Below are 16,950 nucleotides of genomic sequence, written 5' to 3'. Positions count from 1 at the left end.
TTGCTGCGCTCGCGTCGCCGTGCCGGGCAACAGGATTAGGTCGAGGGTCTTTCCTGGCCCCGGGGTTCTCACACGGCAAGCCTTCCTCGCGAGCCGATGCTATCGTGCCAGTTTCGCAGACCGGGTGGCTATGTCGCGTAAGACAGAACGGAGAAGCATTCCAATTTCCTGTTCGGCGAGCCCCGGTCCAATTCCTGATTCGGACAGTTGGACGAGAATTGTCTTGACGGTGCTGCGCCAGAACGCGTTCGCGTCCTCCCCGTTCTTGGATTCCAGGACCCGCGCGATACCTTCAACCAATTTCCGCCGACGATGCAGCGGAAACGCGATTATATTTGATTCACCCATCGATCACCTCACGCCTTCAGCCTCGCAAATAAGCATTGGCGGGTTAAAAGATTTAGTTATCAGCGCAATTTTGCAAAGTGCCTATCAGTGGAACAAGGGCCCCACTACTGCCCAATCCGGGGTTGAGCTGTCAGTCTGAGGGCCAACCTGAGCGTTGCAAAAGGGAGGTGGTTCGCGAAGGTCAGTCGTTGAAACGGCATCCACCGACTAAGTGCAATGGGACACTAGAGCCAAGGCATTCCGCGCTTCCGGTCTCAAATCTCGTCGTCAGCGCCATCGTTCATTGGAACACCGTCTATCTTGACCAAGCAGCGACGCGCCTGCGCACTGGTGTTCCGAAGGAAGCGACAAAACTGCCACAAGTACGTGGCCAGCCAGCCTTTCCGCCACATCCAATGTCTCTCTCTTGTCATCGGCACGTTCCCACCTCGCAGGATGCGTTCCACCTCGACAGCGATCAGCCGTGCGGCCTCATCGCGCCAATGTCGGCTTGGACGACTTCCCGCAGCCGGCAAATTTCTCGCTTCGTCATCGCGATAGCTCATCCACTGGTCAGAGTCAGACACAATGTTCGGTCGGCCGTTACTCCAGAAAGCGTTCCTCGTCGACTTTGACCTGATCCATCCTTTGCAAACGGAACACCTCCTCGACGGAAACGATGTCTCGGTTGACGTTGTGGATGCCGCGATCCTTGAGGATGCGCGCGAAGACATCCTTCATCGCCGTGACCGAAGCGCGGATCGCGTGGTTGCCATAGATCACGATCGCGATCCTGCCGAGCGCCTTGATACGTTCCTCGTTCATCTCCGGATACGCAGTCGGCACGATCACGATTGGCGCCTTGCCGCTCCAGGCACGCACGAAGCTTTCAACTTCGTCCGGCGCCTTCTGTTTCGAGTGGATGAGGATCATGTCGGCGCCGGCCGCTTCATAGGCTGCTGCGCGCTTGCCGATATCCGGCGCAAGCAAGCCCAACTGGCCGAGTTGCCTGAGATCGCTTCACCGTCACGGACCTGGACCGGCAGTGTCGCCGACATGATCGAGGTCGACGCCAGTCTGAGAACGCGGCTGTCCTCGAGTGTGGAAGAGCTCGAACGGGTGACGACGAAAATCGCCTCGTTCGACGTGGACGCGGTGATCCTTGCGATTTCCGAACGGGTTCGCGCCCTGGCCGACCGCAAGGTGCGCCACGTCTCGGCCGGCCTCGACCTGCCAAGTCGCAGGACGGAGCTGCAAATCCTGCACAATGCCGTGGCGACCTGCCTTGCCGCTCTTGGAAGGTCCTCCGAGCCACACCCTGCCAAACTGCTCTTGCCTGCTGCAACCATAGGCGCTGTGCGCACCATGGTCGAGCAGCGATCCGGGATCGTTACGCGTGCGCGTTGCGCGCGAGGAGGCCGCGGCTGCTGCTGATGCGCTTCAGGCGGCACGCGAGCGGGTCGGCGAAGAACGGGCCGTCCCCGAGCCTGCCAGGGCAAGGCTGGTTTCGGCTTTGTCTACGGCGAAGGCCAGCGGGTACATGAAGGAGACCAAGGCGGCACGCGAGGCCGCGGATGCGGGTACAATTCGATGGGAGGCCGCGATCACGCGCTTGCATCCCTGGTCGGGCGATGCTCAGGCATTGGCCAGGATCGCCATTCCGAATGCTGGACAGCTTGGCGCATGGAAGGCGCTGGCAGCAGAGCTCGGGAAGAGCAGGGGTGTCCTTTCCGAACGTCTTGCCGAGCACCAAGGCAATCACGACTTGCTTTCGGCGCGGCTGGAAGCCCTTCGTGCCTCGGTCGATGTCACCGACGATGATGCGGCGGACGTCATTCGGCGTGCCCGGGACGAGTCCTGGGCAAGGCATCGCGATGACCTGACTGGCGATACGGCGGATGATTTTGCGGCAGCACTGGCTCAAGACGACCGCGTCGCGGAAGGCCGTCTGGCCAACGCCCGGGAACTCGTTGAGATCCGTAGCACAAGCCGGAACATCGCAGAAACCGCGGCCACCATCGCGCATGCGCGCGACCAGCTTGCACGCAACGGCTCAGATCGGGAGGCTGTGCTCTTGGAAATTCGCGCAGCGGCAAGAGACCTGCTCGGACCGCGCCAGGAAACATCCCCCGAACAGCTGATCGAAATGATCGAGGATCGCATTGCTGCCCGGGTCGATGCGCTCGCGGCATGGGAGGAGATCGAGCTTTCCCGCAAGAAGACCGAGCGCGCGGTTGATGAGGAAGGCCGAATACCCTGGAGCTGAGCGGCGCGCTGGCGAGCGTCGGCGTCGGTTCAGATCCTGGTGACAGCCTGGAAACGGTCATGGCGGTGGCAGAGCTGTTCCTTGAGAGGCAATTCAAAGTGGACGCTGAGCGCACCGAGGCGCTCAAGACCGTTGGCACAAGGCAAGAGGATCTGGCCGGCAGGCGCCGAGCCATCGAAGTCGCAGAGCGGCGTGAGGATGAATGGCTAGCCGGCGTTGCCGAAGCGCTCAAGGGCACCTGGCTCGAGAACGGCATCTCGGCGCCCGGCGTCGGCGGCGTCCTCGATCAATTGGCTGAACTGTCCAAATGTCTTCAAGACCGGGACGCCATGCAACTCCGTATCGACAAGATGGAAGCCGACAGGGACAATTTCCTGGTTGAGGTTACCGCCGTTGCAGCCGAAGCGGGCGAGGCGGCCGACGACAACGAACCGGAACAGCTGGCGATTCGGCTTGCCGAGCGCCTGGAACGCGCCGAGCGCACGCGCGAGGCCAAGGCAAGCCTCGTCAATGACCTGCAGCGCCTGCAGGATGGGCGTGAGATCCTCGATGCCGAGATTTCGGCACATGAGCGCCGCAAAAACGAGGTCCTGAGCGTCTTTGGCGTGGCCACGCTATCCGAAGTCGTGCAACGCGACGAACTGCTGCGCGACAGGGATCGCCTGCGCACAACCGTGGCCGAACTTGAGGAACAGGTTTCGTCCGAGCTCGCGGTGGAAGGGTTCGAGCAGGCGCGTTCGATATTAGATGCTGTCGATCTCGACAGTCTTGCAATCGAGAAGGCTGAGGCCGAACAAAGGCTTCACGCTTCTGACGAGGCGATACGCCAGCAGCTCATTCGACAGACGCGCGCGACCGACAAGCTGGACGCCATTGGCGGCGACAGTGCTGTTGCCCGAATAGATGCCGAACGGCGCACCGTCCTTCTGGAAATCGAGGAAAAGGCCGTCCGTTATATCGAGTTGAAATTGGGAATAATGTCGGCTGGAAATGCTCTGCGTCTCTACCGCGAGCGTCACCGCTCCGGGATGATGGAGCGCGCATCAGCGCGGCCAGTATTCTGGCCTGACAACTCAACCTGTGAAGGGTGGGGAAGTGCTCATCGCGTTGCAACGCGATGGACAATCCAAGGTCGCCGACGCGCTATCAAAGGGCGCGCGCTTTCAGCTCTATCTGGCGCTCAGGCTTGCTGGGTACTACGAGTTTGCGCAGTTTCGGCCGTCCGTGCCCTTCATCGCAGACGACATCATGGAAACCTTCGACCATGTCCGTTCCGAGGAGGTCTTCAGGTTGTTTGGCGAAATGGCAAGTGCCGGTCAGGTGATCTATCTTACGCATCACCAGCACCTATGTGAGATCGCCAAGGCCGTCGTGCCGAGCGTAGCGATTCACGAACTTAGATAGCAATGGGTGATTGTGTCGTAACCGCTCTACGTCCATGAGGGCGTTTTGCGCTACCAAACATTTGATTACGACGTCGAGCTCGGCAGCTACTTGTATTGTTGGTAGCAAGTTAGCCAGAGCCATGCTGGTCCGAAATATGTGGACATTTTTCGGACACTCGAAGGCTGAAAGTCGGCATTCGACCCAAACACGCCGCAGACCATTCGACCTTATGTCGATGAAGATGCGCCAGGGTCTGGAGTGGGCTGGGATCAACCAGCGTAGGTCAACGAACCGAGTATGGTTTGGTTGCGATGGAGAGGCGGACGCCAACCACATCTTCAATAATGCCCGCCTGCTTATCGCCTTCACCATCGAGGTAATGCGACGAAATTCGCCGCGCCTCAGGATCGCTCAATGCTTTCTTTACTGCGGCTGGTGCGTCATTCTGACTCGAGCAACGGAGGTCGGAGTTATGGCCCGCGAAGTCGAGTTCCAGGATGACGATGTGCTGGTCACGTCGCGCAACCCGCTGAAAGGCACCTTGCTGCTCATCACGGATGACGATGATGAGGTCGAACTGCAACTCGACAAGGAAACCGCCGAGGCATTGATGAGTGCGCTGGGAGCCTTTCTAATGGAAGGCGTGGTCGGTCCCCTATAGCCCCCTGCCAAACCCACCAGCGCGCGCTCCTGCCGACCGCAGTCGTACGCCGCCCTTGGCTCTGTCGCCCTGGCGGGCTTCCTTTGCCAGCGAACGCTTTCCACACTTCGGCTCGCGGCAACTCAGTTCGCCACGGGAACGTGGCGCAGATCGCTCAGCCCTCGAATTGACTTGCACCTGTCTTGGTCAACAGCAACCCATCGCACCAAACGTGGTCTACGCATCCCCACTCACAGGCGGCAGCTGCATCCGGAAAAAAACCACGTCCATTGAGATTTGCGCTCGTGTTGCAGAGCAGCGAAATGCCCGTGAGTTTCTCATATTCCATCAGAAGTTCTGCAATTGGGTGTTCAGAAGTTCTCGAAACAGTCTGAAGTCGCGCTGTCCCGTCGAGATGGACGACCGCGGGGATTTTGTCTTTCCACTCCGAACGGGTTCGGTGATCGAACAGCATGTAAGGATCCGGCGTGCCGGGGTCAAACATGTCAGGTGCACGATCCTCCAAGCATATTGGCGCTACCGGCCGGAAGTGCTCTCGAACTTTGATTTTGTTGAGATGGTCCTTCATTTCCGGCGAAGTTGCGGCCGCCAGGATGCTTCTGCCTCCCAGAGCACGTGGACCAAGCTCTGCGCGGCCTGCAAGGAACACCACAGGCTTGTTGTCGGCGAGCACGCTGGCAAGTTCTTTCAGGCTGCAAGCAGAAGATTGCCAACCAGGCGGAACCTTGCCATGGCTCACATTTGGCCCGCTGTAGACTGACCAGTCGAGATGTACGAAACCATTATCGGCGGCCAGCGCGCAGCAAGCGGCACCGATCGCCGATCCGCTGTCGTTTGGAAACGGCGGCACCCAGACTGCGTCGAACAAACCGCTCGCCCGAAGGGCGCTGTTCCATTTGATGTTCAGCCCGCATCCGCCGGCTATGCACAGGTTTCGGGTTTCGGGAACCGAGTACCCACGCAGCGTGCTTGTCATCCCCCGGACGAGAAGACGCTCTACGAAGGCATGGAAGGAAGCAAGAATGTCCTCGGGCGTTTCGGCGATTAACCGCGACGCGCTTGCATCGAAGAAGTCGTGCACAGCCGTGAGTAACGCGTCTTCACTGTGGCTGTTGTTCCTGTAGCCAAAGGCAAGGTCCGTATCCCCGGCGAAATGATAGTCGTAAAGCTCCTGAAACACATTCATGATGTGTTCATGGACCACACCGAGCGCGATATAGGCCATCAACTTGCCGGCGATACCGAGATTCCAGCCAGTCCGCAGTTCTTGCCTGTAAGGACCGAAATGTTGGCCCGCGGCGGCATAGGCATGGCCTATCATCGGAAACAGGCACCCAACAAATCGGACTCCACTTGGCTCGACGTAGTAAAGCCGCGGAAAGATGCAGCCGTCCCATACCAGACAAAATGCCGGTTCCTCTGCTTTGGCGAATGAGCTGGTGCAGTATGCGGAAGCTACGTGCCCAAGAACATGCGGGTAGCTTTCATAGGAAAATACCCCATTGTCGAGCATGAGACCGGAACCTTGATAGGCTGTCAGGGGATTTTCGGCGTCCCGCTCCACATATGGCGCGCCGTTGAGAGTGATAGGGGAGCCCTTACTCAGAACCTGGAATTCCGACTGGATCTCACCGTCCCATCCGTCAATGACGAACCGGTCGATATCGCGCGGAGCAAGCCCGTTTTCCGCCAAAACGGCGACGACCGTCTCAAGCCGCTCGATATGTTGGTATCGTGGGTTGTTGTCGAGCTTCTCCTGCTCGATGCAAAAGACTAATCTGCCGTCTTCCACGACAGCGATTCCCCCGTCGTGCGTCAGCTTGATACCGCAAATGCGCATAGTAGATCCTTGTCGAGGTGACCGTGGTGCAACCGCAGAAACGGCTGGAAAACATAGCCGTGGGTTTTGATGTTGCGCTATGCAGGATCATGAGGAACCGGTAAATTAGATTGTTTGGATGTGAGGCATCCGCGCGGTGAATGATAAGGTCTGCCGCGTGATTTAGAACAAGATGGCTGACACCAGCGCTGTGCGGCACAGTAACAAGGGCTGGCCACCGCAAGCCGCTGGGCAACGATGTGCACGGTCACGCATCACCCGCGCCACAGGAGGTCCGCGCTCCCTAGGCACCGAGCGTGCGCGTACTGAGCACGAAGGTGTCGCGCTAGAGCCTTCCCTGATCAAGCTACTCTTTAGGTCTCTATCGACAAGATTTTCGATGGCGAGGGCAGCGCCCAATTCGCCTTTTTGAATCGCGCCGTCATGTTGGCGGCACAACCTCCGACATCGACGGATCCCGCCTGCAGATCGGCAGCGGATCAGAGCGGCTAAGCGCGTGTGAGGCTAGCGCGGGGTTGGTCAAACGGGCATTGTCTCGGCTCATAGATGCAGTGGTACCGGGTCGGCTCGGCAAAGAAGACGAGCGGGGTCCTATTGACGGATATCGCCTTGGGGGCGGAGAGATGACCGGCTTGCACAGATTTGAGAGGGCGGTCGTTGTTCAGGTTGGCCGCCACAGTTCTGAGCGTATCGTATTCGATGTCAACCAAGCGGCCGCTATCCTGATCCGTGACCTTCATCATCGGACCGAGAAACGGAGGGTAGCGATGGACGCTTGTCTGCAGGTATTGCGTGGTGAGGCCCATCCACCAGCTGCTCGAAGGGCTTTTGTGGCAGCCGCGCTTGAAGCAAAGATCCTTCGCAGCGATTGAATGCTGTAGCACATCAAGGTTTTGGTGCTTCGAGTGGAAGTCGTCTGGCCCGAATACTCTTCCGGAGAAATGTAGGCGTTGGCGGCCCGGAACGCAGCCTACCTCCCTCGCCGATAAGACGTTCTGCCAATCGAACAGGATGCGATTGGCGTCGAGACCTGTCGACCCATCGGCGATCAGCACGCCGCGCGCATTGTTTCCGATCAGATTATGGAGAACATCTCGGCTAATCCCATCGAAAGGGTCGGTGCGTACATTTTTCCCTCGGCGATATGAAGTCGCGCGGCTTACGATCCGACACCTGATCCTAGACGGTCCAGGACGCCGGCGAGTTGGCACTTCGCGGCAGCGGAAAGCGGCTTGATTGGCCGTGGGGGCTCGGCGGAACAGATTTCGAGGAGCTCGGCGATTGCGTAGACGACGCGAAGGCTCGAGAACGTCTTAAAAAGCTCCCACACCGGGGCCAGGGTGGCGTCGATCCGATGTGCTTCTGTGTAGTCGCCGTGCTGAGCGGCTCTGACCATTCTCAGGCAGGGGTCGGGCAAGATGCCACCGAGGACGCTGTACCATGTATCGGCGCCTGCGATCAGGGCCTCGGTGGCGTTCCAGTCGCCGCTGTAGCCGATCGAGAATCCTTTCGGCACAATTTTTTTCTGGTGCGCAAGTTGGCCTTTGATTGCATCGCCCCGGTCGGCTGAGTTTTTAATAGCGAGGATCCCAGGCAGCTGTCCCAGACGCTCGATGAGCGCTGGCGTGAAGCGAAAATGCGTGTTTCCAGGATTGTCGTAGATCACGATCGGTAGGCCGCTTTCGCGCGCTATTGTCGAAAAATGCTCGAAAACTTCGTCGTCAGTGAGCGGGGTGTAGGAAACAGCCGCGAGCAACCCCGCAGCCGCGCCGAGGGCCTTCGCATCACTTGCATAGTGTACCGCTTCATCGGTGCGCAAAGCGCCCACGCCCACCACGAGCGGGACTCGTCCACGCGTCTCGTCCAGCGCCTCGCAAATCGCCCGGCGGCGTTCCGCGCGCGACAGATACATATACGTGCCGGTGCTACCGAGCAGGCCGATGGAATCCACCTTTGCTGCGCAAAGCCGCGCTATCAGCTTTCGAAGCGCCAGGACATCGACGACGCCGTCACTGTCGGTTGGCGTTATTGGGAAGGCCGAAAGGCCGCTCAGGAAAGCCATGCTGAAGCTCCCGTTATTACATTGGGTGAAGCGTTGGGCATCAGACCCCGTCCAGCGCCTGCTCTAGATCCGCGATCAAATCGGCGGCGTCTTCGAGCCCTACCGACAGGCGCATGAGGTCGTCGCCGACTCCGTCAGGCAAATGCGCATCCTTGCGGACTGACTTGCGCGAGCGGGTCAGGCTTGCCGGATGATAGATGAGACTGTCAGCATCGCCGAGGCTGACCGCCCTGATGATCAGCTTGAGCCGGTCCATCATACGGCGCGCCCCCTCGAACCCCGTTTGGAGCCCGAAAGCCAACATGCCCGAGCCATGCGACATCTGCCTGCGCGCGATCTCATGGTCGGGATGAGAGCCGAGAAATGGATAGCTAACCCAAGCCACAGTCGGGTGCGCCTCGAGCGCCTGAGCGACCGCAAGCCCAGAGGCACTGTGACGCTCCATACGCAACGTGAGTGTCTTCAACCCGCGCAAAATCAGGAACGCCGACATGGGCGAGAGCGCTGACCCGGTGAGATAGCGCAGGCCAGTTTCGCGCAGCAGGTGCAGTGTTTTCGCATCGCCGAGTATCACACCGCCCAGAGCATCGCCATGGCCATTGATGTACTTGGTCAGCGAATGGATCACGATGTCGGCTCCGAGTTCCAGCGGACGCTGGAGAGCGGGCGAGGCGAAGGTGCTGTCGACCGCGACCTTCACGTCGCGAGAATGGGCCTGTTCGGCAATGGCGGCGATGTCGAGGATGCGGCTCAGCGGGTTGATCGGCGTCTCGAAGAACACGAGCCGGGTCCTGTCAGTGATGGCGCCATTGAGATTGCTCGGATTCGACAGGTCGACGGCAACGACCTTGATGCCAAATCGCGGCAGCCCCTGTTCGACCATGGCGAGCGTATTCGAATAGAGTGTCTTGTGGACGATGAGTTCGTCACCATGCGAAAGCAGCGAAAGGATCAGGGTGCCGAAGGCCGCCATCCCCGAGGCGAGTACCAGCCCAGCTTCGGCTCCTTCGAGATTGGCGAGCCGTTTTTCCAGGACCTCGGTCGTCGGGTTGTATTCGCGTGCGTAGAGTCTTCCGCCAAGCGCTGCGGCGGCTTCGTTTGCTGCCACGCTTTCAAATCCATAGGTCGATGTAAGAAACACAGGCGTCTGAACGGAATTGGACAAGCCGGCCGGATCGTAGCCATGATGGATGGCCCGTGTGGCGAATGCGAGATCGACGTCGTTCCGGGACGGCGTTGTTGTTGCGTCGGCTTCAAGCTGATCTTCGGCGCTGGTCATCGGCTTTAGCCCTCTTGATTTCGAGGACAATGCCGTCACACTAACTCGGAGGGAACGTCCAGTTGGCGATGAAAGAAATGGTCCAGCCTTCTCCTGCCGCGTCGACAGCTCGCTCGCAAGGTCTGGGCGCGCGCCAGATCTGCGAAGCTCTTCGCGAGCAGATCCTGGGTGGCATCTATGAAACGGGCAGCCAGCTGCCATCGTCCCGCGGCCTTGCAAATGAACTCGGTGTGTCGCGAACCACGGTCACCGTGGCATATGACCAGCTGGTCGCCGAGGGTTTCATCGAGGTCTTTCAAGGCGCAAGACCTCGCGTTTCATCTTCGCTAGTCCGCAGTAAAGCGACCAGCGCGGTCCCGAAACGGACTGGCCCGATCCACCTTTCCTCTTACGGCGAGCGACTGCGCGCCAGTCCGCCACGGCGCGATTACCTCCCCAACCGCTTCAAGGTCGATTTCCGTTATGGCGACCTCGCGCCATCTGATTTCCCGGCGCTGACGTGGAAGCGCGCGATGAGCGCGGCGATGTCACAAAGCCCCGGAAGGCTGGCCTACCACGATCCACGCGGCTCGCATCGCTTGCGCCAGGCGCTGCAGGGATATTTGTGGCGTGCCCGAACCCTTAGCTGCCAGGTCGAGCAGATCCTCGTCGTCAGCGGATCACAGCAGTGCCTCGACATGTGCGCGCGACTGCTGCTCGATCCTTCCGACAGCTTCGTGATCGAGGATCCCTGCTATAGAATGGCGCGCCAAGTCTTTGCCAGCACAGGAGCCACGCCCGTCGCTGTCGCCGTCGACAACGAGGGCATGAAGACCGAGCTGCTGCAGGAGATCCCAGCGCGGCTGGCCTATGTCACCCCGTCGCACCAATTCCCGCTCGGCGGCGTCTTGTCGATTTCGCGGCGGTATCAGCTCCTCGAATGGGCTCGGCGCAATGACGCCTATATTATCGAGGACGATTACGATGGCGAGTACCGGTACGACATTCGACCGGTGCCCCCGCTGCATAAGCTGGAAGACCGCAGTTCCGTAATCTATGTTGGCACGATCTCCAAGACACTGTCGCCGATGCTGCGCATCGGCTACCTGGTGGTTCCGGCCGAGTTGCAAGACGTCTTTGCGATGGCCAAGCAGCTTCTGGACAGGCATTCTCCGGTTGCGGAACAGGAGGCCCTGGCCTCACTCATCGAGAGCGGTGCATATGAAAGCCATGTGCGCCGCGTCCGCCGTCTTAACGGCGAGCGGCGAGAGGCACTGCTTGCCGTCCTTCGACGCGCGTTCGCAGACAGTATCGCCATCGAGGGGGCCGATGCAGGGCTGCATGTCGTCGTTTGGTTCAAGGATCTTTCTCGGTCGCTGGAGGACGTCCTGGTTGAAGAGGCGCGGCAGGTCGGGGTTGGCATCCACCCGATCTCATCGCTGTACATCCGAGATGAAGGCCGCGCTGACCGGATTGGACTGGTGATGGGCTATTCCGCCCTGACCATTCGGCAGATCGAGAATGGCGTTCGGCTCCTTACTGGCGCTGTCCAACGGGTAAAGAGTTTTGCCGAGGATCCGGCAAGATGCTCAATACCCGCCCTGACAGCGAGCGGACCTGGCTCGTGACCCCAGAGTCGCGCCGGCATTGATCGCAGACTGGATCAGCAAGACTTGCCAGGACTGGCTCTGTCGGCCAGTCCGGGTCCCGGGCAGGACTCTGACCCTGGGACCTGGGCAAGGGAATTCTTGAGGAGACTCTCAAATCCGGTGGAAGCAAGGCGCCGTCGCGGCCTGCTTAAAGGAGAAAGCGTTGTTGGATTTTCCGCTGATCGACGAAGAAATAGCAGAGATCGCACCTGACTTTCGCGCAATCAGCATTCTTGTTGATGCACAGGACAGCGCGCGAGGCGTCATGGCTCGGGACGTGTTGGGAGAGGCTTGCGATTTCGTCCGAGCGGGGGGACCCGCCTGGGGAGAAGCGCACTTGGCCAATTGGGCGGAGGCATACGTCCGGTTCGGCGCGAAACCAAACCGGACGCCGTGCTCGGCGCAGGCATTGAAAAAACGGGTGGAGAAGGATGGCCGCATCCCATCAATAATTCCTATCGTTGACCTCTACAATGCAGTGAGCCTGCGTTTCTCAATACCCGTTGGCGGCGAAAATTTCGATGCATATGTCGGCAAACCGCGGCTGACGATTGCCGTAGGAACGGAGTCCTTCCACACTGTTTTGAATGGGGACGCGGTCGTTGAAAGCCCTTCCAAGGGGGAGGTCATCTGGCGCGACGATCTGGGAGCTACATGTCGCCGCTGGAACTGGCGGCAGGGCACGCGCACCCGGTTGGAGACGGTGGGCGGCCGCATGTGGTTTATTTTGGAAAGCTTGGCAGCGATGCCGGAAGAAGCGCTCGAGGGCGCGGCTAAGATGCTCGTGAGCGGTCTGAGAGAGCTTGCACCAGGGTGTAAGGTCTACAAACAGGAAATCACCACCGCTAAAGCCTCGGTCGCCAGTTCCGACATGCGGGTCGGTTGAGGAACGTGCCCGTCCGGATGTATGATCGGTTCGCTCGCAACCAGTGCGTTCCTTTGCGGTCCGGGCCTCCTGGGGCTGCGAAGGTCGACAGGAGGTAAAGCCTCTCGCCATTTCGTACTCGGCAGGCCAGCGGAAGATGCGCCACTTCATAAACCGAATCGACCCAGCGTAGCCACGGTCCAAACATTGCGCACCCCTTCGGGTTGGTGCTTTGATCAACTTCAACTGCCGAGGCTGAACTGGCCTGCATGCGCGACCTGATAGGCAGGCCGGCAGCACGGAAAATATCGGCGATCTCGATCGAGATGCCGAACGCTCACCCGTCGGGCGAACTCTCCGCCTCCTTGAAAAGGCCAACTTCTCGAGCGGACCGCAAGCGGCATATCTGCGGGTCGCGAGCTTGCGTAGACCGCCGCGTGTCGAGCTTGCGTCCCCAGCAGGACCTGGGTGAGGCCGAGGTAGGCGCCGTCTTCAGGGGTGGCGAAGCTGTGACGCAGCGTGTGCCGGCCGGGCCCTTTGACGGTGTTGGCGCTTTTGCTGTCTCGGCGACGATCCGATGGATCTGCAGCGTCGGTCTCGCGTGCTGCCCCGGGAACAGCCAGCCGCCGCGTCCCGCGATGCCACTTCACCAACTGGACGGCTTCAATTGCAACAAACTGGCTGTTTCCAGAGGGCCAGATTGCCAGTATTTAACCTGCAACGCACACACGGAGTTCCCCCGATGTACACCCCTCCGGCCTTCCGAGATGATGATATGGATTTCCTGCGAGCGAGCATCCGCGCAGCGCCGCTGGCGAACTTCGTCACCGCCACGGCCGAAGGACTCTTCGCCTCACCACTGCCCCTCTTGCTAGATGAAAGCGAGGGCGAGCACGGCGTGATCTACGGCCACCTCGCGAAGGCCAATCCGCAGTGCCGTGTTCCGCCGCGATGCGATGGCTTGGCCATCTTCATGGGACCGGATGCTTACGTGACCCCGGCGTGGTATGCGGCCAAACAGGAAACCGGGAAGGTTGTGCCGACCTGGAACTACGTCGCCGTCCACGCCTATGGCCCGGTCGAGTTCTTCGAGGATACGGGTAGGCTGCTGGCCGCCGTGCATCGCCTGACCGACCACCACGAGGGTGGGCGCGTCTCGCCTTGGGCAGTGTCGGACGCGCCGCCGGATTTCGTGCAGGCGCAACTCCGCGGAATTGTGGGCCTGCGCATGCCGATCACGAGGATCGAGGGCAAGCGCAAGATGAGCCAGAATCGGAGCGCGGCCGACCGCGCCGGAGTGGCTGCGGGCCTTTCTTCTAGCGAGCGGGCATCTGACCGTGAGGTCGCCTCTCTCATCCCCATAGCAACATAAACTTCGTCGGTATCGACCACCATGCCAGATTTAACCCAACTCGCCCTAGACCTTGCCGCGGCCTTCGTGCTCGCCATAACGCCCGGTCCGCGGAGACTCTATGTTGTCGCCCGCAGTCTCGCCGGCGGTCGCCCCGATTGCGTTCAACAAGCTCGCCGACGTGTTGCGCTTGTTTCAAGGCCGCACGGCGGCGAGTCCTGGATGGATCCAGAGCCTGAGGGAAGGTCGGGGAGGCGCTATGATCGCGCTGGGCATCGGCCTCGCTACGAAGAAGCAGCCTGCCACATCAGTTTGGCTCCGGATCGGCGCGGCATCTTTCCGGGCTGGCGCTTACTGTGTGGAAGCAGCTGGATAGCCTTCAGCCATCTTCGGTCATTTCGCCTGGCAGATCAATGTTCTCAAGAGGCGCGGTAGTATCCGTTGCGTGAAAGTCGGCTCACAATGAGAGACAATCGTGTGAATAAAGAGCGGGTCAGTTCGATTGGCTCGCCTTCCTATGCCGATCAGTTCGGCGTCGTAAATCAACAAACGGCAGAAGCCAGTCACCCGATAATGGCGGCCGCCTTGATGAAGGAAACCCACTCCGTGCGCCAGGCGACACTTCGGTTTGCACTCGACCACATGGCGACGCCCGGGCTTGATGTCGGGACGTTCTTCGCGCTCGCACGCGATCTCGGTCTGACCGACGTGCAAATCCGGAACAATCCCTGCAGTAAGGCTGCTGTGCGCGGCAATCCGCCGGCGGATGTCCGGTCTGCCGCTGCCGAAGCAGGCATCACGATTATCTCAGTCAACGCCTTGCAGCGATTCAACGAATGGACTCCCGCCCGCAAGGCCGAGGCCAGCAAGCTCGCCGATTATGCGGCCGCCTGTGGCGCCCAGGCGCTTATGCTGGTGCCGGTGAACGACGGTTCGTGGTCGGCCAATGGCGAGCGCCCAGGCAATCTCCGCGTCGCCTTAAAGGCGCTCAAGCCGATACTTCAGTCGCGGGGTCTGATTGGGCTCATCGAACCGCTTGGCTTCCAGACCTCCTCGCTTCGATCGAAGAACGAAGCGGCTAACGCTATAGCCTCGGTTGATGGCCAGTCCGTCTTCCGGCTTGTGCACGATACATTCCACCACACGCTCGCCGGCGAGACGTCCTTCTTCTGCGATCTGACCGGTCTGGTGCACGTTTCAGGCATAAACGATCCAACCTTCTGGATTCATCCGGATCGCATCGTGGGAGGTTCCGACAATTGCAGCCAGATCCGGGCGCTACTTGATGGCGGCTATACCGGTCCCTTTTCTCTTGAGCTCGTCGAGGAAGTCCACGCGTTGAATGACTCTGCAGGCGCATTTGCCGCCAGCATCGATCTCATCCGACACGGGCTACTCACGCGAGTGCCGGTCTAATTCGCGTAGGCAATTGAGCGGAGAAGTCATTCGAGATCGCTCCTGTGTCCCGCTCATGCAGGTGCTTGCCGGATCACCATTGTCAGGACTGGCCATTGGACCGCCTTGGGCGGCCGCGGCAGTTCGATGGATCCGCAAGGCGAAGGTTGGATCTGATGCTGAGGCCGGCGGGCTATCCGAACTTTCGAGTTTGACGATGTCTGATTGGGATCGCAGGGGGCGAAGCATAACGTAGCCGTTCTAAGTCGAAGCGGGCTTGCGCCGAGCCAATTTGGCGTTTCTTAGACAAAGCTATGAAAACCGTTCGAGTTTGCGAATACATTTCTGCACGATGGTGCTGTGGTGCTCGTCCGAGACGGACACGTAATAGCGACCGTTGAAGAGGAGCGCCTCAACCGGATCAAGCTCACCAACAAGCTCGCAAGTGGGGCGATTCAACACTGCCTTTCAGCCGCTGTGGTTCAGTTCAAAGAGATCGATCGGGTAGCCTTCTACGCTGCCGAAGCTATTGTAACGCCGCCCTCGAGAAGATGCTTGTTTCCAGCCGGACGCTTCCATCCTTTAGGATGCTAAAATTGATGGTACAGAAGCTGTTCGCGCAGGAGTTCGGCACCGAGCTGGGGGTTCGCGTCTCTCATTTGTAAGTCATCCCGCCGCGCCCACTTCCATCTCCATCAGCCGCTCGGCGGCAAAGCCGATCATCTCGCGCATTGATCGGCGTCGGGATCTTCTTCACGAGCCCGCGCAGGTCCATCATGTTGGTCATCGGTGCTTCCTTCGAATCAGGTTGTCAGCAACCCAACCCTACCGAAAAACATCGATAACCCCCGCTACGCCGCTCGCTCGCTACCGCGCTGTTGAGGGCGCGCTCGCGAGCGGCTTCTCCACCGTCGAGCTACACCCCGTCCCAGGGCGCGACCCGCAGCACTGCCAGTGCAGATTGGGTCGCGCTCTTGAGCGGCTTCTTTCAGTTCGTATGCCTGCCATCGATGTACCATCGAAGATGCGGGAGATGGTTTTTTGCATGCTGCGGGAAATCCACCACCTCGTCGATCCCGAGAGATGGCATAGCCACTTGCTCTTAGGGGCTCACACCCGGTCTGTTCGGGGGTGTGCGCCGCCAGCAGGGCTTGCTCGGGCGGTCGGATGCATATAGCTCGACCACAGAAGAAGCGGCCGGACCTTCAATCGTCGTCTGCCGCGACTTCCTTCGCAATTTCGTGTTCAACAAGGAACTACCTATGAGGCGGCAGCCCCGGGCATTCACGGTGGAGATCAGACAGAAGCGCAGTTCTCAAAAACGGAGTCGTTCGATCTGGGGCGATGTCGATCTCACCGCAGCAACGGCCGAAACAAGAAGGGAACTCGAGGAGATGGAGTTGCCAAATCGTCGCCTTGTTGACTCAAGCGTCGTAGCGCTTGATGCTGAACACATGCACAAACCGCGAGCGGAGCATCTCATGGCAAATCCCCTGGACGCAGAACCAGTAACAACTGCAACGCAACCGGCAGCCAAATTGGAGACGCTTGAAAAGAAGAAGGCCAAACGGTCGCCGAAGGCGAAGGCTGAGCCCAGGCCGGCTGCTCGGAAGAATGCCCCTAGCGCGGCGTCCGAGGCGAAGGAAGCACCAGCAGCGACCGTCCGGGCCGGACGTAAGACCTACTCTGAAAAGGAGCGCGCCCAGATGCTCGCCCTGATCCAAAAGTCTATCAGTGGCGGCGACACCCACAAGAGCGCCGTAAAGCAGGCCGGCATCTCGGAACAGACCTACTATCAATGGAAGAAAGCTTCGCCGCCTGCGCCGGTTGGTGACGATCTGAAGGACCTCGTCGCGCTTGAGGAAGAAAACAAGCGACTGAAGAGGGGAC

At 59.8% G+C, this 16,950-nt stretch carries 17 protein-coding genes; 11 read left to right on the top strand and 6 right to left on the bottom strand.

Annotated features, from left to right (window positions below; genetic code table 11):
• Positions 1-99 precede the first annotated feature (99 nt).
• Both MESS2_RS33155 and MESS2_RS00390 read right to left on the bottom strand, forming a co-directional pair.
• Positions 100-348, bottom strand: coding sequence for a DUF6074 family protein (locus MESS2_RS33155; protein ID WP_008872004.1), 249 nt, complete (start codon positions 346-348; stop codon positions 100-102).
• 582 nt (positions 349-930) lie between these two features.
• Complete coding sequence (locus tag MESS2_RS00390) at positions 931-1,260, bottom strand: isocitrate lyase/phosphoenolpyruvate mutase family protein (protein ID WP_083918308.1); 330 nt, start codon at positions 1,258-1,260, stop codon at positions 931-933.
• Here MESS2_RS00390 and MESS2_RS32915 point away from each other — a divergent pair.
• The 4 genes from MESS2_RS32915 to MESS2_RS33150 all read left to right on the top strand — a co-directional run bounded on the left by MESS2_RS32915 (position 1,246) and on the right by MESS2_RS33150 (position 4,640).
• On the top strand, positions 1,246-1,761 hold the full coding sequence (locus tag MESS2_RS32915) for a hypothetical protein (protein WP_209436067.1): 516 nt from the start codon (positions 1,246-1,248) through the stop codon (positions 1,759-1,761). The genes MESS2_RS00390 and MESS2_RS32915 overlap by 15 nt on opposite strands.
• Before the next feature lie 208 nt (positions 1,762-1,969).
• The gene (locus MESS2_RS32910) at positions 1,970-2,593 is read left to right on the top strand and encodes a hypothetical protein (protein WP_209436066.1); all 624 of its coding nucleotides are present in this window, start codon (positions 1,970-1,972) and stop codon (positions 2,591-2,593) included.
• Between the two features lie 59 nt (positions 2,594-2,652).
• Positions 2,653-3,948 carry an ATP-binding protein gene (locus MESS2_RS32905; RefSeq protein ID WP_008872000.1) on the top strand — a complete coding sequence of 432 codons (1,296 nt, stop codon included), beginning with the start codon at positions 2,653-2,655 and terminating at the stop codon, positions 3,946-3,948.
• Between the two features lie 266 nt (positions 3,949-4,214).
• Entirely contained in the window at positions 4,215-4,640 is a 426-nt protein-coding gene (locus tag MESS2_RS33150; protein ID WP_244439822.1) for a hypothetical protein, read from the top strand.
• Between the two features lie 154 nt (positions 4,641-4,794).
• Here MESS2_RS33150 and nodU read toward each other — a convergent pair whose 3' ends face one another.
• Positions 4,795-6,480 carry a nodulation protein NodU gene (gene nodU / locus MESS2_RS00375; protein ID WP_008871996.1) on the bottom strand — a complete coding sequence of 562 codons (1,686 nt, stop codon included), beginning with the start codon at positions 6,478-6,480 and terminating at the stop codon, positions 4,795-4,797.
• 623 nt (positions 6,481-7,103) lie between these two features.
• Here nodU and MESS2_RS30445 point away from each other — a divergent pair.
• A complete protein-coding gene (locus MESS2_RS30445; protein ID WP_077379103.1) occupies positions 7,104-7,352 on the top strand; it encodes a DUF982 domain-containing protein in 249 nt (82 codons plus the stop codon).
• 287 nt (positions 7,353-7,639) lie between these two features.
• On the opposite strand, the gene MESS2_RS00365 is transcribed toward MESS2_RS30445, so the two are convergent.
• Positions 7,640-8,542, bottom strand: coding sequence for a dihydrodipicolinate synthase family protein (locus tag MESS2_RS00365; protein ID WP_008871993.1), 903 nt, complete (start codon positions 8,540-8,542; stop codon positions 7,640-7,642).
• A gap of 40 nt (positions 8,543-8,582) precedes the next feature.
• The gene (locus tag MESS2_RS00360; RefSeq protein WP_008871992.1) at positions 8,583-9,821 is read right to left on the bottom strand and encodes a trans-sulfuration enzyme family protein; all 1,239 of its coding nucleotides are present in this window, start codon (positions 9,819-9,821) and stop codon (positions 8,583-8,585) included.
• Between the two features lie 68 nt (positions 9,822-9,889).
• Between MESS2_RS00360 and pdxR the strand changes: the two genes are divergently transcribed.
• The 5 genes from pdxR (at position 9,890) to MESS2_RS32070 (ending at position 15,654) form a co-directional block, all read left to right on the top strand.
• Complete coding sequence (gene pdxR, locus MESS2_RS00355) at positions 9,890-11,428, top strand: MocR-like pyridoxine biosynthesis transcription factor PdxR (RefSeq protein ID WP_040591670.1); 1,539 nt, start codon at positions 9,890-9,892, stop codon at positions 11,426-11,428.
• Between the two features lie 184 nt (positions 11,429-11,612).
• Positions 11,613-12,335: a B3/B4 domain-containing protein gene (locus MESS2_RS00350; RefSeq protein WP_008871990.1), complete on the top strand. Its 723-nt coding sequence runs from the start codon at positions 11,613-11,615 to the stop codon at positions 12,333-12,335.
• Positions 12,336-13,056: 721 nt separating this feature from the next.
• Complete coding sequence (locus tag MESS2_RS00345) at positions 13,057-13,686, top strand: FMN-binding negative transcriptional regulator (RefSeq protein WP_008871987.1); 630 nt, start codon at positions 13,057-13,059, stop codon at positions 13,684-13,686.
• A 552-nt stretch (positions 13,687-14,238) separates the two neighbouring features.
• Positions 14,239-15,081 carry a TIM barrel protein gene (locus MESS2_RS00335; protein WP_051068991.1) on the top strand — a complete coding sequence of 281 codons (843 nt, stop codon included), beginning with the start codon at positions 14,239-14,241 and terminating at the stop codon, positions 15,079-15,081.
• 339 nt (positions 15,082-15,420) lie between these two features.
• Positions 15,421-15,654 carry a hypothetical protein gene (locus MESS2_RS32070; RefSeq protein ID WP_008871985.1) on the top strand — a complete coding sequence of 78 codons (234 nt, stop codon included), beginning with the start codon at positions 15,421-15,423 and terminating at the stop codon, positions 15,652-15,654.
• A gap of 61 nt (positions 15,655-15,715) precedes the next feature.
• Here the strand turns inward: MESS2_RS32070 and MESS2_RS33785 are convergent, their stop codons facing one another.
• Positions 15,716-15,847 (bottom strand): hypothetical protein, encoded by a 132-nt coding sequence (locus MESS2_RS33785; protein ID WP_280113299.1) that lies wholly within the window; start codon positions 15,845-15,847, stop codon positions 15,716-15,718.
• 475 nt (positions 15,848-16,322) lie between these two features.
• Here MESS2_RS33785 and MESS2_RS00330 point away from each other — a divergent pair.
• A partial coding sequence (locus tag MESS2_RS00330) for a transposase (RefSeq protein ID WP_244439820.1) occupies positions 16,323-16,950 on the top strand: 628 nt, incomplete at its 3' end.

Origin of the sequence: Mesorhizobium metallidurans STM 2683 (genome assembly GCF_000350085.1) — a bacterium.
In the GTDB taxonomy this organism is placed as follows: Bacteria; Pseudomonadota; Alphaproteobacteria; order Rhizobiales; family Rhizobiaceae; genus Mesorhizobium; species Mesorhizobium metallidurans.
The sequence above is the reverse complement of the archived record's forward strand: the minus strand, read 5'-3'. Positions and strand labels throughout refer to the sequence as shown.